The sequence below is a fragment of the Deinococcus wulumuqiensis R12 genome (assembly GCF_011067105.1).
In the GTDB taxonomy this organism is placed as follows: domain Bacteria; phylum Deinococcota; class Deinococci; order Deinococcales; family Deinococcaceae; genus Deinococcus; species Deinococcus wulumuqiensis.
Window position 1 is genome coordinate 2,054,394 of sequence record NZ_CP049357.1, and the last position, 23,323, is coordinate 2,077,716.

General features: G+C 65.7%; 27 protein-coding genes and 1 tRNA gene. 9 read left to right on the forward strand and 19 right to left on the reverse strand.

Translation table 11 applies throughout. From position 1 onward, the window contains the following. Position 1: 1 nt before the first annotated feature. On the reverse strand, positions 2–277 hold the full coding sequence (gene rpsO / locus G6R31_RS09955) for a 30S ribosomal protein S15 (RefSeq protein ID WP_017870965.1): 276 nt from the start codon (positions 275–277) through the stop codon (positions 2–4). Between the two features lie 166 nt (positions 278–443). On the opposite strand from rpsO, the gene G6R31_RS09960 reads away from it, so the two are divergent. After that, positions 444–526 (forward strand) — tRNA-Leu (locus G6R31_RS09960). 228 nt (positions 527–754) lie between these two features. Here the strand turns inward: G6R31_RS09960 and G6R31_RS09965 are convergent. Together G6R31_RS09965 and G6R31_RS09970 are read right to left on the reverse strand one after the other, a co-directional pair. Continuing rightward, positions 755–1,921, reverse strand: a complete 1,167-nt coding sequence (locus tag G6R31_RS09965; protein WP_017870966.1) for a glutamate ligase domain-containing protein — start codon at positions 1,919–1,921, stop codon at positions 755–757. A 121-nt stretch (positions 1,922–2,042) separates the two neighbouring features. Beyond that, positions 2,043–3,227, reverse strand: coding sequence for a M20 family metallopeptidase (locus G6R31_RS09970; protein ID WP_017870967.1), 1,185 nt, complete (start codon positions 3,225–3,227; stop codon positions 2,043–2,045). A gap of 88 nt (positions 3,228–3,315) precedes the next feature. On the opposite strand from G6R31_RS09970, the gene G6R31_RS09975 reads away from it, so the two are divergent. Further along, entirely contained in the window at positions 3,316–3,612 is a 297-nt protein-coding gene (locus G6R31_RS09975) for a hypothetical protein (protein WP_017870968.1), read from the forward strand. A 231-nt stretch (positions 3,613–3,843) separates the two neighbouring features. Continuing rightward, positions 3,844–5,412 carry an acyl--CoA ligase family protein gene (locus tag G6R31_RS09980; protein ID WP_017870969.1) on the forward strand — a complete coding sequence of 523 codons (1,569 nt, stop codon included), beginning with the start codon at positions 3,844–3,846 and terminating at the stop codon, positions 5,410–5,412. A gap of 104 nt (positions 5,413–5,516) precedes the next feature. Here the strand turns inward: G6R31_RS09980 and G6R31_RS09985 are convergent, their stop codons facing one another. Further along, positions 5,517–7,262: a DEAD/DEAH box helicase gene (locus G6R31_RS09985; RefSeq protein ID WP_225983243.1), complete on the reverse strand. Its 1,746-nt coding sequence runs from the start codon at positions 7,260–7,262 to the stop codon at positions 5,517–5,519. 517 nt (positions 7,263–7,779) lie between these two features. Between G6R31_RS09985 and G6R31_RS09990 the strand changes: the two genes are divergently transcribed. Further along, on the forward strand, positions 7,780–9,195 hold the full coding sequence (locus G6R31_RS09990) for an esterase/lipase family protein (RefSeq protein ID WP_017870971.1): 1,416 nt from the start codon (positions 7,780–7,782) through the stop codon (positions 9,193–9,195). Between the two features lie 263 nt (positions 9,196–9,458). Here G6R31_RS09990 and G6R31_RS09995 read toward each other — a convergent pair whose 3' ends face one another. Beyond that, on the reverse strand, positions 9,459–11,360 hold the full coding sequence (locus tag G6R31_RS09995; protein ID WP_017870972.1) for a menaquinone biosynthesis decarboxylase: 1,902 nt from the start codon (positions 11,358–11,360) through the stop codon (positions 9,459–9,461). A gap of 138 nt (positions 11,361–11,498) precedes the next feature. Here G6R31_RS09995 and G6R31_RS10000 point away from each other — a divergent pair, with 138 nt between their 5' ends. Then, positions 11,499–11,696 (forward strand): hypothetical protein, encoded by a 198-nt coding sequence (locus tag G6R31_RS10000; RefSeq protein WP_017870973.1) that lies wholly within the window; start codon positions 11,499–11,501, stop codon positions 11,694–11,696. Positions 11,697–11,800: 104 nt separating this feature from the next. On the opposite strand, the gene G6R31_RS10005 is transcribed toward G6R31_RS10000, so the two are convergent. Both G6R31_RS10005 and G6R31_RS10010 read right to left on the reverse strand, forming a co-directional pair. Then, positions 11,801–12,223, reverse strand: coding sequence for a gamma-glutamylcyclotransferase family protein (locus tag G6R31_RS10005; protein WP_017870974.1), 423 nt, complete (start codon positions 12,221–12,223; stop codon positions 11,801–11,803). Positions 12,224–12,255: 32 nt separating this feature from the next. Beyond that, on the reverse strand, positions 12,256–13,239 hold the full coding sequence (locus G6R31_RS10010) for an IS4 family transposase (RefSeq protein ID WP_164994000.1): 984 nt from the start codon (positions 13,237–13,239) through the stop codon (positions 12,256–12,258). Between the two features lie 454 nt (positions 13,240–13,693). Here G6R31_RS10010 and G6R31_RS10015 point away from each other — a divergent pair, with 454 nt between their 5' ends. The 4 genes from G6R31_RS10015 (at position 13,694) to G6R31_RS10030 (ending at position 17,567) form a co-directional block, all read left to right on the forward strand. Further along, positions 13,694–14,878, forward strand: coding sequence for a S1C family serine protease (locus G6R31_RS10015; RefSeq protein WP_161618053.1), 1,185 nt, complete (start codon positions 13,694–13,696; stop codon positions 14,876–14,878). 245 nt (positions 14,879–15,123) lie between these two features. Next, positions 15,124–15,678: a hypothetical protein gene (locus G6R31_RS10020; protein ID WP_017871859.1), complete on the forward strand. Its 555-nt coding sequence runs from the start codon at positions 15,124–15,126 to the stop codon at positions 15,676–15,678. A gap of 174 nt (positions 15,679–15,852) precedes the next feature. Beyond that, positions 15,853–16,845 carry a malate dehydrogenase gene (locus tag G6R31_RS10025; protein ID WP_017871860.1) on the forward strand — a complete coding sequence of 331 codons (993 nt, stop codon included), beginning with the start codon at positions 15,853–15,855 and terminating at the stop codon, positions 16,843–16,845. Between the two features lie 77 nt (positions 16,846–16,922). Further along, positions 16,923–17,567 carry a cyclodeaminase/cyclohydrolase family protein gene (locus G6R31_RS10030; protein ID WP_017871861.1) on the forward strand — a complete coding sequence of 215 codons (645 nt, stop codon included), beginning with the start codon at positions 16,923–16,925 and terminating at the stop codon, positions 17,565–17,567. A 256-nt stretch (positions 17,568–17,823) separates the two neighbouring features. On the opposite strand, the gene rplE is transcribed toward G6R31_RS10030, so the two are convergent. The 12 genes from rplE to rplD form a co-directional block, all read right to left on the reverse strand. Continuing rightward, positions 17,824–18,366 carry a 50S ribosomal protein L5 gene (gene rplE / locus G6R31_RS10035; protein WP_017871862.1) on the reverse strand — a complete coding sequence of 181 codons (543 nt, stop codon included), beginning with the start codon at positions 18,364–18,366 and terminating at the stop codon, positions 17,824–17,826. A 115-nt stretch (positions 18,367–18,481) separates the two neighbouring features. Beyond that, a complete protein-coding gene (rplX, locus tag G6R31_RS10040; RefSeq protein ID WP_017871863.1) occupies positions 18,482–18,829 on the reverse strand; it encodes a 50S ribosomal protein L24 in 348 nt (115 codons plus the stop codon). Continuing rightward, on the reverse strand, positions 18,829–19,233 hold the full coding sequence (rplN, locus tag G6R31_RS10045; RefSeq protein WP_012693995.1) for a 50S ribosomal protein L14: 405 nt from the start codon (positions 19,231–19,233) through the stop codon (positions 18,829–18,831). The genes rplX and rplN overlap by 1 nt, the downstream gene beginning before the upstream one ends. Continuing rightward, positions 19,230–19,520, reverse strand: coding sequence for a 30S ribosomal protein S17 (gene rpsQ / locus G6R31_RS10050; RefSeq protein ID WP_010886965.1), 291 nt, complete (start codon positions 19,518–19,520; stop codon positions 19,230–19,232). Before rpsQ ends, rplN begins: the two co-directional genes overlap by 4 nt. Continuing rightward, positions 19,517–19,720, reverse strand: coding sequence for a 50S ribosomal protein L29 (gene rpmC / locus G6R31_RS10055; protein WP_025567822.1), 204 nt, complete (start codon positions 19,718–19,720; stop codon positions 19,517–19,519). The genes rpsQ and rpmC overlap by 4 nt, the downstream gene beginning before the upstream one ends. After that, positions 19,707–20,132 (reverse strand): 50S ribosomal protein L16, encoded by a 426-nt coding sequence (gene rplP, locus G6R31_RS10060; RefSeq protein WP_025567820.1) that lies wholly within the window; start codon positions 20,130–20,132, stop codon positions 19,707–19,709. Before rplP ends, rpmC begins: the two co-directional genes overlap by 14 nt. After that, complete coding sequence (rpsC, locus tag G6R31_RS10065; RefSeq protein ID WP_017871865.1) at positions 20,132–20,881, reverse strand: 30S ribosomal protein S3; 750 nt, start codon at positions 20,879–20,881, stop codon at positions 20,132–20,134. Before rpsC ends, rplP begins: the two co-directional genes overlap by 1 nt. After that, positions 20,881–21,285: a 50S ribosomal protein L22 gene (gene rplV, locus G6R31_RS10070; RefSeq protein ID WP_017871866.1), complete on the reverse strand. Its 405-nt coding sequence runs from the start codon at positions 21,283–21,285 to the stop codon at positions 20,881–20,883. Before rplV ends, rpsC begins: the two co-directional genes overlap by 1 nt. Beyond that, positions 21,282–21,569 carry a 30S ribosomal protein S19 gene (rpsS, locus tag G6R31_RS10075; protein WP_017871867.1) on the reverse strand — a complete coding sequence of 96 codons (288 nt, stop codon included), beginning with the start codon at positions 21,567–21,569 and terminating at the stop codon, positions 21,282–21,284. Before rpsS ends, rplV begins: the two co-directional genes overlap by 4 nt. 11 nt (positions 21,570–21,580) lie before the next feature. Beyond that, entirely contained in the window at positions 21,581–22,408 is an 828-nt protein-coding gene (rplB, locus tag G6R31_RS10080; RefSeq protein ID WP_017871868.1) for a 50S ribosomal protein L2, read from the reverse strand. A gap of 13 nt (positions 22,409–22,421) precedes the next feature. After that, on the reverse strand, positions 22,422–22,709 hold the full coding sequence (locus G6R31_RS10085; RefSeq protein WP_017871869.1) for a 50S ribosomal protein L23: 288 nt from the start codon (positions 22,707–22,709) through the stop codon (positions 22,422–22,424). Further along, on the reverse strand, positions 22,706–23,323 hold the full coding sequence (rplD, locus tag G6R31_RS10090; RefSeq protein ID WP_017871870.1) for a 50S ribosomal protein L4: 618 nt from the start codon (positions 23,321–23,323) through the stop codon (positions 22,706–22,708). The genes G6R31_RS10085 and rplD overlap by 4 nt, the downstream gene beginning before the upstream one ends.

Sequence of the window (23,323 nt, forward strand, 5' to 3'; positions counted from 1 at the left end):
CTCAGCGAACGATGCGCTGGCCGCGGCGAATGCCGAGCTTGTCGGTCAGGGCGATGTAGGCGTCGTAGTCGGTGCGCTCGAGGTACTTGAGCAGGCGGCGGCGCTGACCGTTCATCAGCTGGAGGCCACGCTGACCGGCCTTGTCCTTCTTGTTGGTCTGAAGGTGCGCGGCGAGGTTGTTGATGCGGGCGGTGAGCAGGGCCACCTGCACGGTGGTGCTGCCGGTGTCGCTGTCGCTGCCTGCGTTGTCGCGAATCACTTGCTGTTTGTCGATCATTTGAAGTTCTCCTGGTTATGAAGTCCCGCGCGTCTCAGCCGGAGAAGTCCCCCGACCGCGTAACGGCGGCAAACATAAGCATACTTCGTTAGGCACCGCCGGAGCAAGGGGCCAGCGCTTGACAATTGTGCCGCTCCCGCCTAGTATTTCTCTCGCCTCTCACTGTGCTCGGGTGGCGGAATTGGTAGACGCGCACGTTTGAGGGGCGTGTGGGTAACCGTGTGGGTTCAAGTCCCATCTCGAGCACCAAGAAAAGCGCCGGATTCTCAGGAGTCCGGCGGCTTTTGTTTTATCCCTTCGGCGTGTTTTATACGGATTCCGATTGAATCTGGTAGTTTCAGATTCAATCCGACTTGCAAAGCTGCGCAGCAGAGCGGATGCGAGTAGGAAAAAATACGGATTCTGCGATATGGATGCACAGGCGGCGCCTTCCCAACTGTATACGCCCGACTGTGCAGGAATTAAGCGGAATCCGTATTATCCCTCTGGGGCGAGTTCCGCCCGAATCAGCCCCGCCAGATACAGGCTTCCCGCCACGAGCAGCGTGCCGCCCGGGGGCGTCAGGTCCAGCGCGTGGGCCAGGGCAGCGATGGGCGCCGGGTGAGCCGCGCCGCCATACTCTGCGGCCAGCTCTGTGGGGGGGGCAGCGAGGTCGGACGGCGCCGTAAAGACCCGCGTCGGCGCGACCGTCAGCAGCGGGGCCAGGGTCGCCGCCGTGTCCTTGCGGGCCAGGCCCCCGAACAGCAGCACGTCGGCGCGGGGAACGGCGGCAGCCAGGGCGCGGGCGGCGTGCGGGTTGTGGGCACCGTCTACCAGCACGGTTTTGCCCGCGACGGTGAAGCGTTCCAGACGTCCGGGGTGGGAAGCACGCAGGGCCGCCTCCAGGCCACCCTCAAAGCTCAGCACACGCAGGGTGGCGGCGGCGAGCGCGGCGTTGGCCAGCTGGTGCGGCCCACTCAGGTTCGGGGCGTGGGGCAGGGCGAACAGGTCGGGATGCGTCTGCGGCGCATAGAGGGGCGCGCCCGTCTCCGTCGCCACCTCGCGCACCACGTCCAGCGCCTCGCCCGTCGCGGTGGTCAGCAGGGGCACCCCGGGCCGCGCCGCCCCCGCCTTGTCGCGGGCAATGTCGCGGAGGGTGGGGCCGAGGACCGCCGTGTGGTCGAGGTCCACGTTGGTCAGGGCCACCGCCCGCACGTCGCCGAGCGCTTGGGTCGCGTCACTGGCGCCGCCGACGCCCGCTTCCATCACGACCCACCCCACTCCGGCTTCGGCGAAAGCCTGACAGGCGAGGGCCAGCGTCAGGTCGAAAAACGCCTCGCCGGGGGCTTGGCGTTTGGCCCACTCGATGAACTGCGCGGTTCGCGCCGGGCTGAGGTTTTGGCCGCCTATCCGGATGCGTTCCTCGTAGGCGTGCAGGTGCGGGCTGGTAAAGCGGCCCACGCGCACGCCCGCCGCCAGGAAGCCCGCTTCCAGCATCGCGCAGGTGCTGCCTTTGCCGTTGGTGCCCACCACACGGACGCTCTGAAACTGGCGGTCCGGGCTGCCGAGGCGTTCGAGCAGCGCCCGTGCTGGCCCCGGCCCCCGCCCCCGCCCGGCGCGGGTCTGGGCGTAGAGCCAGTCGTAGTCGGCGGTCGGGTCAGACATGGCCGACACGGTAGCGCAACGGTTCACGGCGCACCTGTTGACCGCAAAGCTCTCTGTACGGCAAGGCGCCCCGCTTTCCCGCATCGGCGGGGGCAGGGCGCCAGGGGTGCGCCTCAGAGACTCAGTTTGCTTGAGGCTGCGCGAGTCGGAGGGCCGCCGCATGCATCATCTTCACGCCGGTTTCGAGGCTGAGTTCGTCGATGGTAAAGCGCGGGTGGTGGTGCGGCCAGCGGCTGTCGTGCTCGTCGCTGCCGGAGCCGACGTTGAAGTAGGCACCGGGGGCCTTTTCGAGGTAAGCGCTGAAATCTTCGCCGCCCATCGTGGCTTTGGCTTCGCTGAAGTGCCCGGCGCCCACCGTGTCCAGCGCAATCTGCCTGAGTTCCTCGGCCACCCAGTCGGTGTTGATGAGGGGGCGGTAGCCGAACTCGTAGTTCAGGACATAGGTCGCGCCGTGCGCCTCGCACACGCCCTTGATGACGCGCTCGATGAGTTTGGGAGCCTTCTGGCGCAGTTCGGGGTCGAAGGTGCGGACGGTGCCCATGATGCGGGCGGTGTCGGGAATCACGTTGTGGGTGGAGCCGCTCTGGAAGTAGGTGATGCTGACGACCAGTGCGTCCTGCGCCCCCACATGGCGGCTGACCACGTGCTGGAGGTTGGTGACGACCTGCGCCCCGATGGCGATGGGGTCCACCGCTTCTTCGGGGTGTGCGCCGTGCCCGCCCCGGCCCTGAATGGTCAGCTCTATCATGTCGGGAGAAGCCATGAACGGCCCCGCCTTGACCGCCACCTGTCCGGCGGGCAACTGGCTGTTGAGATGCAGGCCCGTCACCACGTCTACGCCGTCCATCAGGGACGTTTCCATCACGAGTTCTTCCGCGCCACCGGGGCCGTTTTCCTCGGCGTGCTGGAAAATCATGCGGATTTCGCCGGGCACGTTCGCCGCGTCCTCGCTGAGCAGTTTGGCCGTGCCGAGCAGGATGGCGGTGTGGCCGTCGTGCCCGCAGGCGTGCATCACGCCGGGGGTCTTGGACGCGAACTCGAAGGTGTTTTCCTCATGGATGGGCAGCGCGTCGATGTCGGCCCGCAGCAGCACGGTTTTGCCGGGTTTGCCGCCCTTTAGGACCGCCAGCACACTGGTCGGGGTGAGCTGCGAGACCTGAAGGTCGGGCAGCTTGTTCAGCTCGCTGACGATGTATTTGGCGGTTTCGAATTCCTGAAAGCTGAGTTCGGGGTGCTGGTGCAGCCAGCGTCGCCACGCTTCGAGCTGGGGGCGCAGGGCCGAGACGCGGTCTTCGGTTGTGGTCATGCGCTCAGGCTAGCAGAGGCCGCCGTCCCCTCAACTCCCAACCCGGTTGCACCCGCCGCTCAGCAACTTTTGGCCTGCTTGCCGCGTAATGAAGAGCGTGAAACCGACCCGTTCCGGCCGCACCGTCAAAGGCACCTTCAACGCCCCTGGGGGCACGCCCGGCACTGCCCGCGCCGCCGCGCCGAAGCGTGGGGGGCTGACCCTGACCCGCCTGCTCGCCTTCACCCCGATTGCGCTTGAAATCGCGTCGTACCTGCGCGGCCAGCAAAAGGCCCGGCGCGGCAAGTACTACAAAGCCAGCACCAAAGGCAAGGCGCTCGACTTCGTGCTGGAGCAGGCGCAAAAGCGCTTGGGCAAGGCCCCGAAGAAAAAGGGCTGGTTCTGAAGCCTTCTGTATAGACCCTTTTTTCCTGGCCCTCCGCGTCCCTGAGCGCGTGAGGGCCTTTTTCTTTCGTCCGGTCCGGCAGGCGTCGCTCTTTTCGCGGCCCTGCTCGCCAAAAAGACATGGGGGCGTTTCGAGAAATGCCCTAAACAGTTCCCTACCCCCTCCGCGCCGGGCGGCGTAGATTGAGCAGCACCCGACAACCCGACGTCTGCACCTGCTGGAGGTTTGCCCATGATCACGCCCCTGACGCCCCTGGACCTCGTCCGCCGTGGCCTCAAGCTCTATCCCGACCACACCGCCGTCATCGAACCCGGTGGCCCGCGTTTTACCTACCGTCAGTGGGGGCAGAGAATATTTCAGCTTGCCCGCGCGGTGCAGGCGGCGGGGTACGCCGGGCAGCATGTGGCGGTGCTGTCGCCCAACACGCACGGCGGCCTGCTCACCTACGCGGGCGTGCCCTGGGCAGGCAGCGTGCTGGTGCCGCTCAACACCCGCCTGAACCCGGAGGAATACGACTTTCAGCTCCGGCACGCCGAGGTGCGGCTGCTGCTGGTGGACGAGTCGCTGCACGGCAAGGTGCGTGAGGTGGCCGCCGAGCACAACATCGAAGTGTGGGTGATGGGTGACGCTGCGGGCGCCGGGAAGGACTTCGAGGCCCGCCTCGCCGCGCAGGACGGCTCACCGCTGCCTATCCCCGTGCAGGACGAGAACGACACCATCACCATCAACTTCACGTCCGGCACCACTTCCGACCCCAAGGGCGTGATGCTCACGCACCGCTCGACCATGCTCAACGCCCTGGAGACGATTTATTACTTCAAGGCCGACCAGGACACGGTTTACCTGCATACCCTGCCCGACTTTCACGCCAACGGCTGGGGCGGCGTGTGGAGTCCCTTCGGCGTGGGGGCGACCCATGTGACGCTGCCAGCGGTGCAGGCCGAGGCCGCCTACGACGCCATCGAGCGGTACGGCGTGACCCATCTGTGCGCCGCGCCCACGGTGCTGTCCATGCTCACCGACCCGGCGTGCGCCCGGCCCCTGAGCCGCCAGATTCGGGTGGCGACGGCGGGCAGCCCCCCCCACGCCCGCACCATCGCCGACATGAACGCGCTGGGCTTTCATGTCACGCAGGTGTACGGCCTGACCGAAACCAGCCCGCTGATTACCGTGGCCGAACTCTCGGCGGGGCAGGAGCAGTTGCCCACCCCGCGCCGCGCCGCCCTGATCGCCAAGCAGGGTGTGGAGATGATTGCGGCGGGCGAAGTGGACGTGCTGGACGAGCACCTGAAGCCCGTGCCCTGGGACGGAGAGACGCTGGGCGAAATCATGGTGCGCGGCAATCTGGTCATGAAGGGCTACTACCGCAACGAGGAGGCGACCGCCAAGGCGCTGGAGGGCGGCTGGTTCCACACCGGCGACGTGGCGGTGGTGCACCCCGACGGACGCATCGAAATCCGCGACCGCAACAAGGACGTGATTATTTCGGGCGGCGAAAACATCAGCAGCGTGGAAATCGAGGGCGTGCTGTACGCTCACACAGCCGTGCGCGAAGCGGTGGTGGTCGCCATGCCCGACGACAAGTGGGGCGAGGTGCCCTGCGCTTTTATCGCCCTGCACGCGGGCCAGCAGGTCACGCCGGAGGAACTCACGGCGCATGTGCGCGGTCATCTGGCCGGGTTCAAGGTGCCCAAGCACTACGAATTCCGCGACGACCTGCCCAAGACCGCCAGCGGTAAGTTCCAGAAGTTCATCCTGCGGGCCGAGTTGTGGCAGGGCAAAGCGCGAGGGGTGAACTGATACGGGCAAGTCACGCTCTTTCAAAGCTTAGGAGCCGACAGCGAAAGGGAAAAGGAAAGCCGGAGCAACAGCACTTGCCCCGGCTTTCCCTGGTCTGCTTGACGCTAGCGCCGTCCGCCGCGAGGCCCGCCCCTTCCCGAACTGCTGCGGCCCGAGTCGCTGCGGCCCTGGCCCTGGGGCCGTCCGCCGCCCCGCTGACCGTCGCTCCGGCCTCCGCCCTGGCGCGGGGCGTCCACCCCGTTGCCGCTGCCCCGGCCCTGTTTTTCCTGAATGTCCTTGTCGATCAGGTGTTCCTGCGCGGTCTTGGGCGGGTGAAGGTGGGCGGGAAGACCCCGGCGCACCTGTGCCCAGCGCTGGCGCTGCTCGGGGATGATGAACACGAGGTTGCGCCCGCCCCGGCCCGCGCGGGCGGTGCGGCCCGAACGGTGAACGTGGTCTTCGGACGTGGTGGCGACATCGGCATGGATGACGAGGCGCACCTCGGGCAGGTCGATGCCGCGCCCGGCGATGTCGGTGGCGACCAGCACGCGGGCGGTGCCGTCGCGCAGTTTGTCCATCACGCGCTCACGCTTGCGCTGGTCCATGTTGCCTTCGAGCGGCACGACTTCCTCGCCGGGGAGCATCTGCCCCAGTTTCTCGGCGCGGCGCTTGGTGAGTGCCTTGGTGCGGCAAAACACCACCACGCAGCCGCCCGGCTCGCGCAGCGCCTCGCGGATTTCGGCGGCGGCGTGCTCGAGTACCTCGTCGCGGGTGGTGTCGCGGGCGATATGTTCGGCGCGGCCCTCGCCAGCGGCCACCACTTCCCCGGCCCTGAGGGGAGCGGTTTCGGCGCTGCGGGGCGGCTCGATGTCTACGCGCACCGGGTCACGCAGCACCCGCGCCGCCACGCCGCGCACTTCCTCGGGAAAGGTGGCGGAGGCGAGGGCCACCTGAATCTGTCCTCCCCGGGCCTGGGCGCGGGCCTGGTTCACGATCCACTCCACGTCCTTCAGAAAGCCCAGCGAGAGCAGTTCGTCGGCCTCGTCCAGCACCACGTACTTGACATGCGAGAGGCCCAGTTCGCCCTTGCCGATGAGGTCTTTGAGGCGGCCCGGCGTGCCGCTGACCACCCCTTTGTTGCTCGCTTCACGCGCGGTGGCGGCGGGGGTGATGCCCCCGGTGATGCGCCCCGCCGTCATGCCGAGTTCGCGGGCCACGTCACGAATCTGCACGGCGAGTTCGCGGGTGGGCGAGACGATGAGGACTTCGGGCGCCATGCCGCGCGTGGGGCCAGTCACGCCGATGCCCCGCGCCGCCGCCGGAATCAGGAAGGCGAGTGTCTTGCCGCTGCCGGTGCGGGCGGTGGCGATCACGTCGCGCCCGGCGAGCAGTTCGGGAATGGCCTTTTCCTGCACGGGCGTCGGCTGCCGCTCCCCGAGCAGCTTGCGCCACTCGCCGGGGTCGGCCAGCCGAATCATGGTGGGTTGCGGCGCCGTGTCGGCGGGCTGTTGTACGGCCTGCGCCGGGCGCGAGCGGCTGCCGTCCTGACGCTCGTCCTGACGCTGGCGGCGCGGCTCGTTGTTGCGCGGCTCGTTGCTGCGGGGCTGGTTCTGATTGCGCGGTTGCGCCTGATTGCGGTTGCGCTCACCCGGCTGGCCCCGGCCCTGACGCGGGGCACGGTCCGCCGTGCGAATCGGTTCGGCTTCCCAGTCGCCACTTTCGCCAAAGGCCATCCGGGCTTCAGGAAGGGGGGCGGGTCCGGGGCGGCCACCCTGGTGGGGACGGGCACTGCGGCCCGCATTCTGCTGACCCTGCGGGCCACGGCCACGCGGGGAACGGGGACCGCTACGGCGTTCGTTCTGGTCTGACATCTGCTTTCTCCGCCTCACGCACGCGCAGACGCCGAGGAATGGGGCGACAGGCGCCCGAAGAGGAAGGGAACAGGAAGCGACTTCCTGACGGCCTGGCGCCACCCACCGAATTGCGGGGGCACTCTCAGGCTGGACACGTCCACAAAGCTGCGCGGGTGGGGTCCTGGGGCGACTGTAGCACCTTCACCGCCCGGCGGTTCGGGGCCTGCGCTCTCCTCTGGCCGCCTGTGCCTGTTCCCTTGCAAGCCTTCCTGCGGCGCCGACGTGTCTAGAGCATTTGACAAAAAGACGCAACGTCTTTTTGGCGAGCGGAGCGAGTGCAAAACACTGAGCAGGGCGGAGAATGGAGTGATGCGGGGCGCTGTTCCGCGCATCACGTAATTCGGAGAACTGCTCTAGACCACTTAGGACGGGCGGTCCACCCACAAAACTAAATTTTGAACATAGTCAAAGTTTGAACAGAGTGCAGTTGGCCGGCGTCCCGGCACCCTCTTGCTGCCCTCTTTGTGAGGTTGCCATGAACCGAGTGCTGATTTCTGCTGCCCTGTCCCTGACCGCCCTGCTCGCCGCCTGCGGGCAGACCACGCCGCGTGGCCCCGCTGCTGTCCACGATGCCCCAGCGGAGAGCGCCGCACCCGACAGCGCCAACACACCCGACAGCTACGCCGCCCGCAAAGCCGCGCTGCCCGCCCAGGCACCCGAGCCACTGGCAGGAGCACCGAAAGCGAGCCTGTTGCAGCAGACCTTCCCCGGCGGCAAGCCGGTCAGTGCCCAGACGCTCAACAAGGCCACGCCGCTGATTCTGGTGCATGGCCTGGGGGGCTGGGGCAAGCAGGAAATGATGGGCGTGCCGTACTGGGGCAGCTCGTACGACGTTGTCGGCGACCTGCGCGGCCAGGGGTACAACGTCTTTGCGGCCAGCGTCGGCCCCATCAGTTCCAACTGGGAACGGGCCGCCGAGCTGTACGCGCAAATCAAGGGCGGCTGCGTGGACTACGGCGCGGCGTATTCGGCCCGGCACGGCTTTTCGCGCTTCGACCCGGCCAAGTGCTACCCCGGGTTTTACCCCGAGTGGGACGCCGAACATCCCATTCACCTGCTGGGGCACAGCATGGGCGGCCAGACGGCGCGGATGCTGGTCAAGCTGCTCGAAGACGGCAGCCCCGCCGATGCCGAGGGCGACAACCTGTTTCGCGGCGGGCGCGGGGGCTGGGTCAGCGCGGTGATGACCGTCAGCACCCCCAACAGCGGCACCCCCGCCACCGACCACATTCAGGCGATGGTGCCGATGCTCAAGGACCTGCTCAAGACTGTGGCGGCCAGCATGGGCGTTTCCTCGCAGAGTCTGGTGTACGACTTCGACCTGGGGCAGTGGGGCCTGCGGCGTCAGCCGGGCGAGACCTTCGACACCTACTTCGACCGGGTGATGGCCTCGCACTTCGCCAAGAACGATTCCAACGCCGCCTATGACCTGAGCGTGGACGGCATGGCCGACCTCAACACCTTCATCGGGCGCAGTCCGAATACGGTCTACGCTTCGTGGACCACGAGTGCCACCACCCCGGGGCTGGTCACGGGCTGGGCCTATCCCACGCCCCTGTTCATGAACGCGCCGCTGTCCGCGCTGGCGTGGCCTTACCCCTGGCCCCTGCGCCCCACCATCGGCAACACGACGGGCAGTTCGCCCAGGGGCAAGGTGCGGTACGACGCCTCATGGTGGGAAAACGACGGCCTGGTGCCGGTCAAGAGCCAGGGGGCGCCGCTGGGCCAGAGCCAGACCGACTTTCTGGGCGGCGCGGCGCAACCGGGGCAGTGGTACCACCTCGGCAAGCTGAACAACTGGGACCACGTGGCGATCATCGGCCTGCTGGAGCTTCGGGACGTGCGGCCCTTCTACCGCAACCAGGCGGCGTGGCTGGCGAGCCTGCGGTAAATCAGCCGGACAGAACAGCGGCGCGGGAGCCTTCCACCCCGCGCCGCTTTTCTGTTGCGCCTTATACGGATTCCGCTTCATTCCTGCACAGTCGGGCCTATACAGTTGGGAAAGCGCCGCCTGTGCATCCATATCGCGGAATCCGTATTTTTTCCTACTTGCATCCGCTCTGCTGCGCAGCTTTGCAAGTCGGATTGAATCTGAAACGACCAGATTCAATCGGAATCCGTATTACCGGAAAGGCAGCTTTCCCCTGCCCCAGTTCAGCGCCACTGCTCCGGCAGCCCCCAGACGTGCCACAGGGCGTCCACCCGGTTACGCACCGCTTCGTCCATCACGATTTTCCTGGGCCAGTCGCGCACGAAGCCTTCCTCGGGCAGTTTGCGGGCGCCGTCCCAGGCGAGCAGGCCCACGCCGCTCCCCGTGCCCAGGGTCCAGCAGTCGCGCTCCGGGTCCACGTTGTTCAGCACCGTCCACCACACGTCGCCTGCGTCCTGCACGTCGGTTTCCTCGTCGCAGATGAGAAGGTGACGCACGCCCTGCGCGGCGGGGTGGGCGGCGAAGGTTTCAGCCAGGGCGCGGGCCTGTCCGGCGCGGGTCTTTCGGAGAGACACGAACCAGTAGCCGTCCGGGGTCTGCCGCTGCGCGACGACGCCTTCAAAGGTGGGCAGCTCGGTGGCGGGAGCGAAAATCTGCCGCAGTTGTCCGCCCAGGGTCGGAGAAGTCGCCCCGGCCGGCAGCACGTCGTGCGCCTGCTCCTCGCGGCTGCTGACGCCGCTGCCCACTTCCTCGGGGCGCTTGGTGGTCGCGTCGATAATCAGTTTGCCCCCGAACCCCCAGCCCCGGCTGGAGTGGTCGAGCACGTCGATGGGACCGCGCGTGAGCAGCGTGTCGCGCCCCGGCACGGCTTTTTGCGCCACCTCGCGCCACACGGCGCCGAAGTCGGTGAGGGGGAAATCCTCGTCCACGACCACGATCACCTTGGCGAACATGTTCTGCCCCAGCCCCAGCAGGCCATTGGCGACTTTGTACGCCTGCCCCGGATAGGTCTTTTTGATGCTGACGACCATCAGGTTGTGCGCGACCCCGGCGGGCGGCATGTGGAAATCCACGATTTCGGGCAAAATCAGCTGCGCGGCGGGCAAAAACAGCCGCTCGGACGCTTCGATGAGGTAGGCGTCCTCCATCGGCGGGCGGCCCACGATGGTGGCCGGATAGACCGGGTTTTTCCGCATGGTGACGGCAGTGACGTGAAACAGCGGATACAGGTCGGGCAGCGTGTAGAAGCCGGTGTGGTCGCCAAACGGCCCCTCGGTCACCCAGTCTTCCTGCGGGTCCACATAGCCTTCCAGGATGAATTCGGCGTTGGCAGGGACGTCGATGTCCACCGTCAGCGCCCGGACCACCGGGTAGCGCTGCCCGCGCAGGTAGCCCGCCAGAATCAGCTCGTTCAGCCCCGGCACGGGCGGCAGCGGCGCGGTGGCGGCGTAGATGAGCGCGGGGTCGCCACCGATGGCGACGGCGACTTCCAGCTTCTGCCCCAGCCGCTTTGCTTTTTCCAGATGCCGCGTGCCGGTCTTGTGGCGCTGCCAGTGCATCCCGGTGGTGTTCTTGCTCATCACCTGCATGCGGTACATGCCCATGTTCCACTCGCGCGTCTCGGGGTCACGGGTCATCACCAGTGGAAGCGTGACGAAGGGGCCGCCGTCCTCCGGCCAGCACTTGAGCACCGGAATCTTGCTCAGGTCCACCTCGTCGCCGCGCCAGACGACTTCCTGCACAGGCGCATTCCGCACGCGGCGGGGCGGCAGATTCATCGCGTCGCGCAGCTTGGGCAATTGCCCGAGCATCCCCGCTACGCCCCCCGCCCCCTTGAGATCGATCAGGTCGCGTACCTTGCGGGCGAGGTCGTCGAGGTCCCCGACCCCCAGGCTCAGCGCGGTGCGTTCACGAGTGTTCATCAGGCCGATGACCAGCGGAAACTCGCTTCCCCGGACATTCTCGAACAGCACCGCCGGGCCGCCCTTTTTCACCATCCGGTCAGCGATTTCGGTGATTTCCAGCTCCCGCGAGACGGGCGCGGAGACGCGAATCAGTTCGCCGCGTTCCTCCAGCAGGCGGATAAAGGACTGAAGGTCGGGAAACTCTTTCGCGGCGCGGGGCATGGGGTCAGGATAGGGCGCGGGGGGCGGGGCAAAGGTGCCGGACGCAGCCGCAGGTAAACCCGGCCCAACCCTCGGCACATCTGCCCCACGGCTGCCTTCCCTAGACTCGGTTCAAGTTCAATCTCAGGAGGGTTCATCATGGGCGAAGGCAAACCGAACACCAACCAGACGGCAGCGAAGCAGACGAACACCGCTGCCCCCGCCGACATCACCGCTTCCGAGGGCAGCCGCGCCGACGGCGTGAGCGACGGCGCCAACACCAACTTTGGCCCCACGCTGGATTCGGTGCCCCACGAGGGCGGCGAAACGGCGGACGACCAGAAGCAGTCGCGCTAAGCTCCGGCCCGGCATAGCTCCGGCCCGGCATCCCTGCCCCCACCCATATCCGGGTCGGGGGTTTTTCGTTGGCCTGGACCCGCGCTCCTCGGCGCCGGGACGCTTCAGCGCTCTGCCAGGGCGCGCCAGTCGCCCCCCGGCACCGGGTTCACCCCAGCCTGCTCCAGTCGGTCGGAGAGGGCGTAGACATACACCCAGCCCTCCACCTCTTCCCCACCTTGCAGCGTCAGCCGCACCCGCTGCCGGGTGTAGAGCGGCGGCGTTTCGTCCACCCCCTCGAGTTCGTCCAGCAGCGCCAGCGCCCGTTCCCAGTCGGCGGGGGCGTAGGTCAGCGCGGCACCGTGAACGAGGTCACTTGCCGCGCCCGGCACGATGCCCGGGTAGCCCTCTGGCCGCAGGTCGAGCAGCCGAAACCCCGCCAGGGTCGCAGGCCGCGCCGTGAAGTGCCCGCCCCGCGCCGCCACCTGAGCATTGCGCTCACCGGGCAGAAGGGTGCCGTAGACGAAGACGGGGAGCAGAGGAACCATAGAGCTGCACTCTAGAGCAGCTCTCCGAATTCTCAGTAGGTGACAACTTCGTCTCCAGCCGCGCCTGGCGGGCAGAAAGGACGGGTGAGCAGTTCCAGGAAAGCCCTGCATCGTTCGGGTTTCCAACGCAGGGCATCCACGAGATGCTGAGCACCGTGACGCACCAGGCTGACCGCTCTGCGACCATGTTTCAGGACGGGAATGGGATGGGTCTGGCCGAGCCAGACCCCCAGCTGCAAACAGAACATCCAGGCCAGCGTCACCAGACCAAAGAGCCGTTGTAGACGGCTTTTTTCTGTAATCCCCGTTCGCTCCAGGTCGAAGCCTCGCGTTTTGAAGCTGCTGAAGGTGCACTCAATTGACCAGCGCTGCTTGTAAAGCTTCCAGGTCTTCCGAGCATTGAAATCGGTAGCGATGATGATGAGGTCACCCACAGGTGACCTCGTCGCCACCACCCGCATCAACTCCCCGAACACAAACACCTTTTCGCTGATCTCGTGAAAATGACCGTGCTGGACATGCTCAAACCACTCTTTCCCGCTCATATCGTCCAGCATGTCGCTGTGCCGAATGCGGATGGCCCGCTTGATGCCCTGACGACGGAGAAAACGGAACCATTCCGCACCGATGAACTCACGATCAGCCACTAGGCCCAGCCAGCGTTTCGCTGGCAAGGCCCGAAGCAGCTTCAACACCAGCCACATCCGGGCGTACGTGTGACTGTTCCCGGACTCGTCGAGGGGCACCCAGATCAGGGGCAGGGTGAAGCCGTGGACCACGGCTCCAAGCACCAGAAAGTTGATGGGCGTCTCCCCGTGTTCCCAGTTGGTGCGGTCCAGACTCAGCAAAACCTTTCCTGGTGGCAGGTGGGCGACGAGCAGGGCGATGAAAAAGCCCATGTCCAGCTGCTCATCCCGGAAGGTCCGGTCTGCTCGTCTCTTCTTGCCCTGCGGGGTACTCATCCCTGGCATATGGGCACTCAGATCGTGATGATTGACGCTTCTCGCGGCAATCATCGCCAGGAGGACGTCAATGAGCCGCTGGAGCGTGTCGATGCGGAGATGACTGGCGTGCGCTTTGAAGTGCTGTGTGAGTACGGTAGCTTGTTGAGCAGTGGATTCTGTCGATTTCACACTCCCAGGAGACCGCGAACAGTCGGCCCCATCAAGCTTGATGGGGCCGACTGTTGATTTTTCCCGTCTGGGACGACATCGAACTGAAGTTGTCACCTACTGAGCTCCGAATTATACGGATTCCGATTGAATCTGGTCGTTTCAGATTCAATCCGAGCGGATGCGAGTAGGAAAAAATACGGATTCCGCGATATGGATGCACAGGCGGCGCTTTCCCGACTGTGCAGGAATGAAGCGGAATCCGTATAACGTCTTTCTGTCACATGCTCTAGACCACCTGGCCTGACAGAGAGCCACCACACATCCTTCCCACGCTGCCCGCGAAACAATGGACCGCATGTCACCGACAGGTCTTCAGGCCACGCTGCTGGGCCTTCTGACCGGCGCCCTGCTGCTGGGTGCCGGATGGGAGGCGCAGGCCCAGAACGCTCCTCAGAACACCCTCCAGAACACCCAGGCCGCGCCCGCCCGCCCCGCCTCCCCGGTCAACAGTGTCCCCGGCAAGGCCGCCGGGCGCCTGCCGGTCAAGCCGATCACGGCGCAGGAAAATGCCGCCCTACAAGCCCTGTTCACCAAGCTGCGCCCCGCCACGCTGCGTATTGAGCAGTGCCCGGTCAATGCCTGCACCGAGCCTGGCGGCGTGGGCACCGGCTTTCTGATCAGCGAGGGCGGTCTGGCCCTCACCGCCTACCACGTGGTGTTTCAGGCGCCCGCCCTGAGTGCACGGACCAGCAACGGCAAACGCTACCCGGTCACGGTGGTGGGCTACGACGACCAGTACGACCTCGCGGTGGTGCAGGTCGGCGTGCCGAAGGGAACGCCCTTCCTGCCACTGGCGAAAGCCGCGCCGAAGGTGGGAGACGCCGCGCTCGCCATCGGCAACGGCGGCGGGGCGTACCTGCGGCCCAAGGTCGGGCGCTTCACCGGCCTTCAGAGCGAGGCGGGCCGCGCCGATTTCCCGCCCGGCACCCTGGAACTCAGCGCCCCGCTGGTTCCCGGCGACAGTGGCGGTCCCATCATCAACCGGGCGGGCGAGGTGGCCGGGGTGGTCAGCTACGTGAGTATGCGCGGCGAGGACGAGAACTCGCTCGATATCCACGCCTACGCCGTGCCTGTGACCGCAACTGATGCCCGCGTGGCCGAGCTTCGGCGCGGGGTCAAGCGTGACGCGCCCGTCATCGGCATCAGTCTGGAGGGAGAGTGGAGCCTGCTCGCCAACCTTCCCGAAAGCGCCTTTGTGGAGAGCAAACTCGGCAAGACCGCCGGGGCCTTTTTCACCCGCGTGGTGCCCGGCAGCCCGGCGGCCAAGGCGGGCCTGCAACCCCTGCGCTTTTCGGCCAAGGGCGACCTGCTCGGCGGCGACATCGTCACGGCGGTCAACGGGCGGCGCATCTACAACTTCAGCGATTTTCAGTACGCCGTGCGCCGCCACGCGCCGGGCGAAACCGTCACCCTGAGCGTGCTGCGCGGCGGCAAAAGCATCAGCGTCAAGCTCACCCTGGCCGCCCGCAGCACCATGTAATACGGATTCCGATTGAATCTGGTAGTTTCAGATTCAATCCGACTTGCAAAGCTGCGCAGCAGAGCGGATGCGAGTAGGAAAAAATACGGATTCTGCGATATGGATGCACAGGCGGCGCTTTCCCGACTGTGCAGGAATTAAGCGGAATCCGTATAAGACCCGTGCCGCAGAGAACAGGTCGAACCCTCCGCTTTAGTGACCATAAATCTTCTTGACAATTCTGCTAAAAACAGAATAATGGTCTTATGGACACCCTGAAAAAAGCCGGAGCGATGCTGCCCCACCTCGACCTCTTTCAATCCATGCTGGACCTGCGGCGCCTGCTGCAACTCGCCGCGCACATGAAGGAGCGGGGGGACCGCGCCATGCTGATCAGCGGCACGGAAATCACCCTCATCGGCGGCGAATCCCTCTCGGCGCCCGAGATCGTGACCAGCAAGGGCGAAACGGTGGACGCCGCGACCGCCTACCGCGTGCTGGGACAGCTCGAAGGCTACGACGCCCCCGAGTACGCCGTGAACCGCGAGGCCCTCGCCGCGCTCAACGCCCGCGCCGTGGCCGAGCTTGAGGGCAGTGAAGCGCTGCGGGCCTTCGGCGAGACCCTGGCCCGCATCAGCGCCGCGCCCACTGACCCCGCCGGTCCCGAGCGCCCTGGCACCGACCGCGCTGCTTCCGAACGTGCCGCCGCCGAACGTGCCACGTCCGAGCGCTCTGCCCGCCCCCGACGCACCCCCGACGCGGAAACGCCCCGCTCCGAAGCCGCCGAGCAGCCCACAGACGACAGCGCCCCCGCCGCCTGAGCTTTCCCCCTTTGGCCCCTGACCCGCCCGGTCAGCGGGCCTTTTTCAGCTCTCCGGCCTCTGCTGTCTGCCCGCCGCTCTGCCTTCCCTGTCTCCCCCGCAGGAACGCCCCAGCTGTTTCCACGTTCCGGCGCGTTACCATGAGTCGTAAAACCATCCTCAGGAGGAAGACTCATGACGACGAAACAACCCGTCCGCGTGGCCGTTACCGGCGCCGCTGGGCAAATCGGCTACAGCCTGCTGTTCCGCATCGCCGCTGGCGACATGCTCGGCAAGGACCAGCCCGTGATCCTGCAACTGCTCGAAATCACCCCCGCGCTCAAGGCGCTTCAGGGCGTGGTCATGGAACTGCGCGACGGCGCTTTCCCGCTGCTGGCCGACGTGGTGACCACCGACGACCCCAAGGTGGCCTTCAAGGACGCCGACTTCGCCCTGCTGGTCGGTGCCATGCCCCGCAAAGCCGGTATGGAACGCGGTGACCTGCTCGGAGCCAACGGCGGCATCTTCAAGCCCCAGGGCGAGGCACTCAACGAAGTCGCCAGCCGTGACGTCAAGGTGCTGGTCGTCGGCAACCCCGCCAACACCAACGCCCTGATTGCTCAGCAGAACGCCCCCGACCTCGACCCCAAATGCTTCACCGCCATGGTGCGCCTCGACCACAACCGCGCCATCTCGCAGCTCGCCGAGAAGACCGGCGCGGCGGTCAGCGACATCAAGAACGTGACCATCTGGGGCAACCACTCCTCCACCCAGTACCCCGACCTCTCGCAGGCCACCGTGAAGGGGCAGCCCGCCCTCGACCAGATTGACCGCCAGTGGTACGAGAGCGACTACATCCCCACCGTCGCCAAGCGTGGCGCAGCCATCATCGAAGCCCGTGGCGCTTCCTCGGCGGCCTCGGCGGCTTCTGCTGCCATTGACCACATGCGCGACTGGGCACTCGGCACCCCCGAAGGCGAATGGACCAGCATGGGTATCCCCAGCGACGGCTCCTACGGCATCCCCGAAGGGCTGATCTACGGCTTCCCCGTGCGCTGCAAGGACGGCAAGTACGAAATCGTGCAGGGCCTGGACGTCAGCGACTTCAGCCGCAGCAAGATGGACGCCACCGCCCGCGAACTTGAAGAAGAGCGCGACGAAGTGCGCAAGCTCGGTCTGGTGAAGTAAAGCCGAGGGCAAAGCGCGAAGGGCAGAGGGCCAGCACAGGCTCTTTGCCCTTCGCTTTTTTGTCTACAGTGCGGGGCATGAGTCTCTGGAACCAGACCGCCGCCGACCTGCTCAAAGCGACTGCCAGCCACAAACCCACGCCGGGAGGCGGAAGCGTGGCCGCCCTCAGCGGGGCCTTCGGCGTCGGTCTGCTGAGCATGGCGCTCACCATCAGCCGCAACAAGGCGCAGAAGGCCGGGAAAGAGCTTTCCCCCGAACTGTCCGCGACCCTGGAACGCCTTCAGAGCATTCAAGCCAGGTTGCAGGCCCTGGCCGACGAGGACGTGGCCGTGTTCCGCAAGTTCGTGGACGCGACCAAACTGCCCAAGGACTCGGAAGAAGAAAAGCAGGCCCGTGCCCAGGCTTTGGCTGAAGCAGGCGAGGCCGCCCGCGCTGCGCCGCTGGAGATTGCCCGTCAGTGCGTTCAGGCGCTGGAAGAAGCCGAAGGCACCGTGCGCGAGGTTCATGCCGAAGTCGTCAGTGACATCGGCGCGGGAGCCTCACTGCTGCGCGGGGCCATCGACGCGGCGCTGCTCACGGTGGACATCAACCTGCTGCGCCTCTCCGACGACGAAAAGGCCCCTTTGCAGGCCCAGCGTGACGCCCTGGAACAGCAGGGGCACGAGCGGGCCGAACGGCTCCTGAAGCAGGCGCAGAAGCAGATCGCCGAACAGCAGGACTAGAGCATTTGACAAAAAGACGCAACGTCTTTTTGGCGAGCGGACTGGGACAGCTCGCAGAGAGCGAGTGCAAAACACTGATCAGGACGGACTTGCAAAGCTCCGCAGGAGAGAATGGAGTGATGCGGGGTGCCGTTCCGCGCATCACGTAATTCGGAGAACTGCTCTAAAGGAGAGGCTCCCAACATCGGGGGCCTTTTTCGGTCAGGCAACAAAAAAGAGCCGCCGAAGCGACTCCCTTTTTTTACCCTGAAACCGATTACTGCTTGCGGAAGGGCAGGCCCATCGCCTGCAGCAGGGCGCGGGCTTCTTCGTCGGTCTTGGCGGTGGTCACGATGGTGATGTCCATGCCACGGGTCTTGTCGACCATGTCGTAGGTGATTTCCGGGAAAATCAGCTGCTCCTTGATGCCGAGGTTGTAGTTGCCGCGGCCGTCGAAGGCGTTGGGGTTGATCCCACGGAAGTCACGGATGCGGGGCAGGCCGATGTTGATCAGCTTTTCCAGGAACACGTACATGCGCTCGCCGCGCAGCGTGACCTTGATGCCCACGGGCATGCCCTGACGCAGCTTGAAGTTCGAGATGCTCTTCTTCGCCTTGGTGATGATGGGCTTTTGCAGGGTAATGAGGGCGAGTTCCTTGGCGGCCTTGTCGATCGCCTTGGAGTCTTCCTTGGAGCTGCCGAGGCCTTCGTTCACCACGATTTTCTCGATGCGGGGTACGGCCATCACGCTGGAGTAGCCGAACTGCTGCATGAGGGCGGGGCGCACCTGGTCGTTGTACTTCGTCTTGAGCTGTTGCATGGTCAGTCCTTCGAGCGGTCTGGCAGTGTCTCAGCCAGCGCCGCTCAGGTCACCCCCGTATTGAGACGTTGAGGCCCCAAAACTGGGGCTTCACAGGGTGACCCGAGTGAGTGGTTCAGTCGATGGTCTTGCCGCTCGCGACCGCGACGCGCACTTTCTTGCCGTCGACGATCTGCTTGCGGATACGGGTGGCCTTGCCGGTTTCGGGGTCGACCAGGGCAACCTTGCTGGCGTGCAGGGCCAGCTCGCGCTGTTCCTGACCACCCTGGGGGTTGCTCATGCTGGGCTTGACGTTCTTGGTGATGAGGTTCACGCCTTCCACGACGACCTTCTGGTCACGGGGAAGCGCGAGCAGCACCTTGCCGGTCTGGCCCTTGTGCTTGCCGCTCAGCACGATGACGGTGTCACCCTTGCGAACGTGCAGCTTGTCGTTGTGGTGGCTGCCTGCGCTAGGACGGGGCATTACAGCACCTCCGGAGCCAGGGAAACGATCTTCATGAAGCGGCGGTCACGCAGTTCGCGGGCGACCGGCCCGAAGACGCGGGTGCCGCGAGGCTCGCCCTGGTTGTTGATGATGACGGCGGCGTTCTTGTCGAAGCGAATGGTGCTGCCGTCGGCACGCTTGATGGCATGAGAAGTGCGCACGACCACGGCCTTGACCACGTCACCGGCTTTCACGGCGCCGCGGGGGGCAGCGTCCTTGACCGAGGCGACGATGATGTCACCGACGTGGGCGTAGCGCTTGTTACCGCCACCACCGGTGGTCAGGCCCTTGCCGCCGATACCGCTGTTGAGCACGCGAATGCACATGATTTCGCGGGCGCCGCTGTTGTCCGCCACGTCCAGGCGGGACTGAGGCATGATCATGCTTCACCTCCGGCGACTTCGGTCTCGGCCAGGGTGGTTTCGATGCCACGGGGACGCTCGATCAGCTTGGTGACCTTCCAGGTCTTGGTCTTGCTGATGGGGCGCACCGCGATGATCTCCACCCGGTCACCGATCTTGTATTCGTTGTTCTCGTCGTGGGCCGCGTACTTGTGGCTGCGGGTCACGACCTTGCCGTACAGGGGGTGCGCGAAGCGGCGCTCGACCTTGACGCTCACGGTCTTGTCGGCCTTGTCGCTCACCACGACGCCCGTAAAGGTCTTTTTCATTGCTGCTCCCCTTTGCGGGCCAGCTCGGCCTTGACGGTGTTGAGCTGGGCCACTTCGCGGCGAAGCTGGCGCACACGGTGGGGCTGGGCCAGCTGGCCCGCCGCCGCCTGAAAGCGCAGCTCCATCAGTTCTTTCTTGCGGCTGTCGATTTCCTTGGCGAAATCGTCAGCCTGCAGGTTACGCATCTCACTGGGCTTCATCGTAAACCTCGCGCTTCACCATCTTGGTCTGGATGGGGAGCTTGTGACCGGCCAGGCGGAAGGCTTCCTTGGCCTGTTCCTCGGTCACGCCCGCCACTTCGAACATCACGCGGCCGGGCTTCACGACGCTCACCCAGTACTCCACGGCGCCCTTGCCCTTACCCATTCGGGTTTCGGCGGGCTTCTTGGTCACGGGCTTGTCGGGGAAGATGCGGATGTAGATCTTCCCGCCACGGCGGAAGTGACGGCTCATGACGATACGGCAGGCCTCGATCTGGTTGCTCTTGATCCAGGCGGGTTCCATGGCGATCAGACCATAGTCGCCGAACGCGACGTAGTCGCCACCCTTGGCGTCGCCGGTCATGCGGCCACGGAACTGCTTACGGAACTTGGTGCGCTTCGGAAGAAGCATCATTCACCTCCGGTGCGGCGGCGGGCGGTGGGACGGCGACGGGCCGGGCGGTCGCCACCTTCAGGACGGCGCTCGTCGCGGTCACGGCGCTGAGGACGGGCAAAGGTTTCGGTCTTGCCACCGATCACTTCACCGTTGAACACCAGCACCTTGATGCCCAGGATGCCGTAGGTGGTCCGGGCCAGCGCGGTGCCGTAGTCGATGTCGGCGCGCAGGGTGTGCAGCGGCACGCGGCCTTCGAGCACCTTTTCGGTGCGGGCCTGCTCGGCGCCGCCGAGGCGACCGCTGAGGATCACCTTGACGCCGCGGGCGCCCGACTCCATCACGCGCTGCGCGGCCTGCTTCATGGCGCGGCGGAACGCGAAACGGCGCTCGATCTGCTCGGCGATGCGCAGGGCGACCAGCGGGGCACTGATGTTGGGGTTGGGGATCTCGGCGACGTTCACGGCCACCGTGCCGGCGGACACCAGACGCTCGATGTCACCGCGCAGTTCCTTGATGCTTTCGCCGCCCTTACCGATCACCACGCCGGGCTTGGCGGCGGAGATGATCACGTTGACCTGCTGACCTGCGCGCTCGATTTCGATGCGGGCGATACCGGCGGCAGCCAGCTTGCGGTTGACCAGCTGACGGATCTGCTCGTCTTCCTTGAGCAGACCGGCGTACTGCTTCTTGCCGGCGTACCAGCGGCTGTTCCAGCCCTTGGTGATGCCCAGGCGGAAGCCGTTCGGGTTGATCTTATTGCCCATTATTTGGCTCCCTTCTCGGCAACGATGATGGTGATGTGGCTGGTGCGCTTCTTGATGATGTTGGCCGAGCCACGGGCGCGGGGAATCAGGCGCTTGAGCGTCGGTCCCGCGTCCACATAGGCTTCCTTGACGAAGAGACGGTCTTCGAGCATCTCGTCGTTGTGCACGGCGTTGGCCTTGGCGCTGTTGAGCACCTTGGCGACCGGCTCGCTGGCCGAGCGGGGGATGAAGCGCAGCAGGTCTTCGGCGTCCTGAACGCTCTTGCCACGAATCACGTCCACGACCAGGCGCACCTTGCGGGGGCTCATGCGGACGTACTTGGCAACGGCGAAGCCGGGCTTGCGCAGCTTGACCTGCTGCTTGCGCTGCTTCTTGTTGCGGAAAGTCTGTTCAGGAGCGGTCATTTCTTCTTGCTCCCTTTGGCGTTCTTGTCGGCGCCGTGCCCACGGTAGTTGCGGGTGGGGCTGAACTCGCCGAGCTTGTGGCCGATCATCTGCTCGTTCACGAACACCGGAACATGCTGCTTGCCGTTGTACACGGCGATGGTGTGACCGATCATCTCAGGGACGATGGTGGAGCGGCGGCTCCAGGTCTTGATCACGCGCTTGTCTTTCTTGTCGTTCTGGGCGTCCACCTTCTTCAGGAGGTGGTCTTCCACGAACGGGCCTTTTTTGAGGCTACGGGGCATAACGACCCTCCTTACTTACGACGGGTGATGATGAAACGGTCCGAGGTCTTGCGCTTGCGGCGCGTCTTGAGGCCCTTGGTGGGCTTGCCCCAGGGGGTCACAGGCACGCGGCCCGCACCGGTACGACCTTCACCACCGCCGTGGGGGTGATCCACGGGGTTCATGGCGCTACCACGCTGGTGGGGCTTGCGGCCCAGCCAGCGGCTGCGTCCGGCCTTGCCCAGCACGATGTTCTTGTGCTCGGCGTTGCCCACGGCACCGATGGTGGCGTAGCACTCGCTGTGCACGCGGCGCAGTTCGCCCGAAGGCAGACGCACGATGACGTAGTCGCTTTCCTTGCCCTGCACCTGAACGCTGGTACCCGCGCTGCGGGCGAGCTGGGCGCCCTTGCCGGGGATCAGTTCGAGCGCGTGAACAACAGCACCCACCGGCACGAAGCGCAGGGGAAGCGCGTTGCCGAGCTTGGGTTCGGCTTCGGGACCGGCGTTCACGGTCGCGCCCACGGTCAGGCCTTCAGGCGCGAGGATGTAGCGCTTCTCGCCGTCGGCGTAGTGCAGCAGGGCGATGCGGGCGCTGCGGTTGGGATCGTACTCGACAGCGGCGACCTTGGCGCTCACGCCACTCTTGTCACGGCGCTTGAAGTCGATGATGCGGTACAGGCGCTTGTGCCCGCCGCCGATAAAGCGGCTGGTGATGCGGCCACGGTTGTTGCGGCCACCGGTCTTGGGCAGCGCTTCGGTCAGCGCCTTCTCGGGGCGCTTCTTGGTCAGTCCGCTGAAGTCCGCAGTCGTCATCTGGCGACGGCTGGGGGTATAGGGACGGTATTTCTTGACGGCCATGTCTCAAATCTCCTTAGGCCTGGCCCGCCAGGGCCTCGATGCTCTGGCCTTCGGCGAGACGCACGATGGCCTTCTTGCGGTCATTGCGCTGACCGATGAAGCGGCCCACGCGCTTGCGCTTGCCCGGCACGTTCATGGTGCTGATCCCCACGACCTGCACGCCGAACGCCTGCTGAACCGCGTTCTTGATCTCGGTCTTGGTGGCCTTGGGGCTGACCCAGAACGAGTACACGCCGCGTTCCATGGCCGCGTAGGCCTTCTCGCTGATCACGGGCGCCTGAAGAATGTCGTAGTGGCTCACTGCTGCTCCTCCCCGGCGTCTTCTTCCACGATCTCCAGGGCAGCCGCATCGATCACGAGGCGGTCATGACGCAGGATGTCGTACACGTTCACGCCAGCCACGGGCAGCACGCTGACCCAGCTCACGTTGCGGGCCGCGCGACGAGCGTTCTCGTCGTCGGTCACCAGCAGCACCTTCTCGCTGCCGTCCAGACCGTTCTGCTTGGCCCAGCTGACGAAGTTCTTGGTCTTGGCGTCGGCGATCTCGAAGCCGTCAACGGCCACGAGCTTGCCCGCTTCCTGACGGCTGGCGATCGCCATCGCCAGGCCGAGCTGACGCACCTGACGGGGCAGGGTGTAGTCGTAGCTGCGGGGCTTGGGACCGAAGGCCACACCGCCGCCCACGAAGGTGGGAACGCTGCGGTCGCCGTGACGGGCGTTACCCGTACCCTTCTGGCTGTACATCTTCTTGCCCGTCTTGCCCACCTGGGCGCGGGTCTTGGTGCTGGCGGTGCCGCGGCGACGGCTGGCGAGTTGCCAGGTCACCACTTCGTGCAGCACGCCGCTGTTCACTTCGGGCAGAGGCAGCTCAATGGTGCGGCCCCCGTTTTGCCCGATGACGTTGATCTGCGCCAT

Bases quoted from the DNA above. Each gene is read 5' to 3' on its own strand.
- G6R31_RS09970 (WP_017870967.1), bottom strand. From the start codon at position 3,227: ATGACCACAACCGAAGACCGCGTCTCGGCCCTGCGCCCCCAGCTCGAA.
- rpsQ (WP_010886965.1), bottom strand. From the start codon at position 19,520: ATGAAAAAGACCTTTACGGGCGTCGTGGTGAGCGACAAGGCCGACAAG.
- rpsC (WP_017871865.1), bottom strand. From the start codon at position 20,881: ATGGGCAATAAGATCAACCCGAACGGCTTCCGCCTGGGCATCACCAAG.
- rpsS (WP_017871867.1), bottom strand. From the start codon at position 21,569: ATGCCCCGTAGCCTCAAAAAAGGCCCGTTCGTGGAAGACCACCTCCTG.
- G6R31_RS10000 (WP_017870973.1), top strand. From the start codon at position 11,499: ATGGGCGAAGGCAAACCGAACACCAACCAGACGGCAGCGAAGCAGACG.
- G6R31_RS10005 (WP_017870974.1), bottom strand. From the start codon at position 12,223: ATGGTTCCTCTGCTCCCCGTCTTCGTCTACGGCACCCTTCTGCCCGGT.
- rplN (WP_012693995.1), bottom strand. From the start codon at position 19,233: ATGATCATGCCTCAGTCCCGCCTGGACGTGGCGGACAACAGCGGCGCC.
- G6R31_RS10020 (WP_017871859.1), top strand. From the start codon at position 15,124: ATGGACACCCTGAAAAAAGCCGGAGCGATGCTGCCCCACCTCGACCTC.
- G6R31_RS10025 (WP_017871860.1), top strand. From the start codon at position 15,853: ATGACGACGAAACAACCCGTCCGCGTGGCCGTTACCGGCGCCGCTGGG.
- G6R31_RS09965 (WP_017870966.1), bottom strand. From the start codon at position 1,921: ATGTCTGACCCGACCGCCGACTACGACTGGCTCTACGCCCAGACCCGC.
- rplX (WP_017871863.1), bottom strand. From the start codon at position 18,829: ATGCCCCGTCCTAGCGCAGGCAGCCACCACAACGACAAGCTGCACGTT.
- rplV (WP_017871866.1), bottom strand. From the start codon at position 21,285: ATGACCGCTCCTGAACAGACTTTCCGCAACAAGAAGCAGCGCAAGCAG.
- G6R31_RS09990 (WP_017870971.1), top strand. From the start codon at position 7,780: ATGAACCGAGTGCTGATTTCTGCTGCCCTGTCCCTGACCGCCCTGCTC.
- G6R31_RS09985 (WP_225983243.1), bottom strand. From the start codon at position 7,262: ATGTCAGACCAGAACGAACGCCGTAGCGGTCCCCGTTCCCCGCGTGGC.
- G6R31_RS09980 (WP_017870969.1), top strand. From the start codon at position 3,844: ATGATCACGCCCCTGACGCCCCTGGACCTCGTCCGCCGTGGCCTCAAG.
- G6R31_RS10015 (WP_161618053.1), top strand. From the start codon at position 13,694: ATGTCACCGACAGGTCTTCAGGCCACGCTGCTGGGCCTTCTGACCGGC.
- G6R31_RS09995 (WP_017870972.1), bottom strand. From the start codon at position 11,360: ATGCCCCGCGCCGCGAAAGAGTTTCCCGACCTTCAGTCCTTTATCCGC.
- rpsO (WP_017870965.1), bottom strand. From the start codon at position 277: ATGATCGACAAACAGCAAGTGATTCGCGACAACGCAGGCAGCGACAGC.
- rplB (WP_017871868.1), bottom strand. From the start codon at position 22,408: ATGGCCGTCAAGAAATACCGTCCCTATACCCCCAGCCGTCGCCAGATG.
- rplP (WP_025567820.1), bottom strand. From the start codon at position 20,132: ATGCTTCTTCCGAAGCGCACCAAGTTCCGTAAGCAGTTCCGTGGCCGC.
- rplD (WP_017871870.1), bottom strand. From the start codon at position 23,323: ATGGCGCAGATCAACGTCATCGGGCAAAACGGGGGCCGCACCATTGAG.
- G6R31_RS10030 (WP_017871861.1), top strand. From the start codon at position 16,923: ATGAGTCTCTGGAACCAGACCGCCGCCGACCTGCTCAAAGCGACTGCC.
- rpmC (WP_025567822.1), bottom strand. From the start codon at position 19,720: ATGAAGCCCAGTGAGATGCGTAACCTGCAGGCTGACGATTTCGCCAAG.
- rplE (WP_017871862.1), bottom strand. From the start codon at position 18,366: ATGCAACAGCTCAAGACGAAGTACAACGACCAGGTGCGCCCCGCCCTC.
- G6R31_RS10010 (WP_164994000.1), bottom strand. From the start codon at position 13,239: ATGATTGCCGCGAGAAGCGTCAATCATCACGATCTGAGTGCCCATATG.
- G6R31_RS09975 (WP_017870968.1), top strand. From the start codon at position 3,316: ATGAAGAGCGTGAAACCGACCCGTTCCGGCCGCACCGTCAAAGGCACC.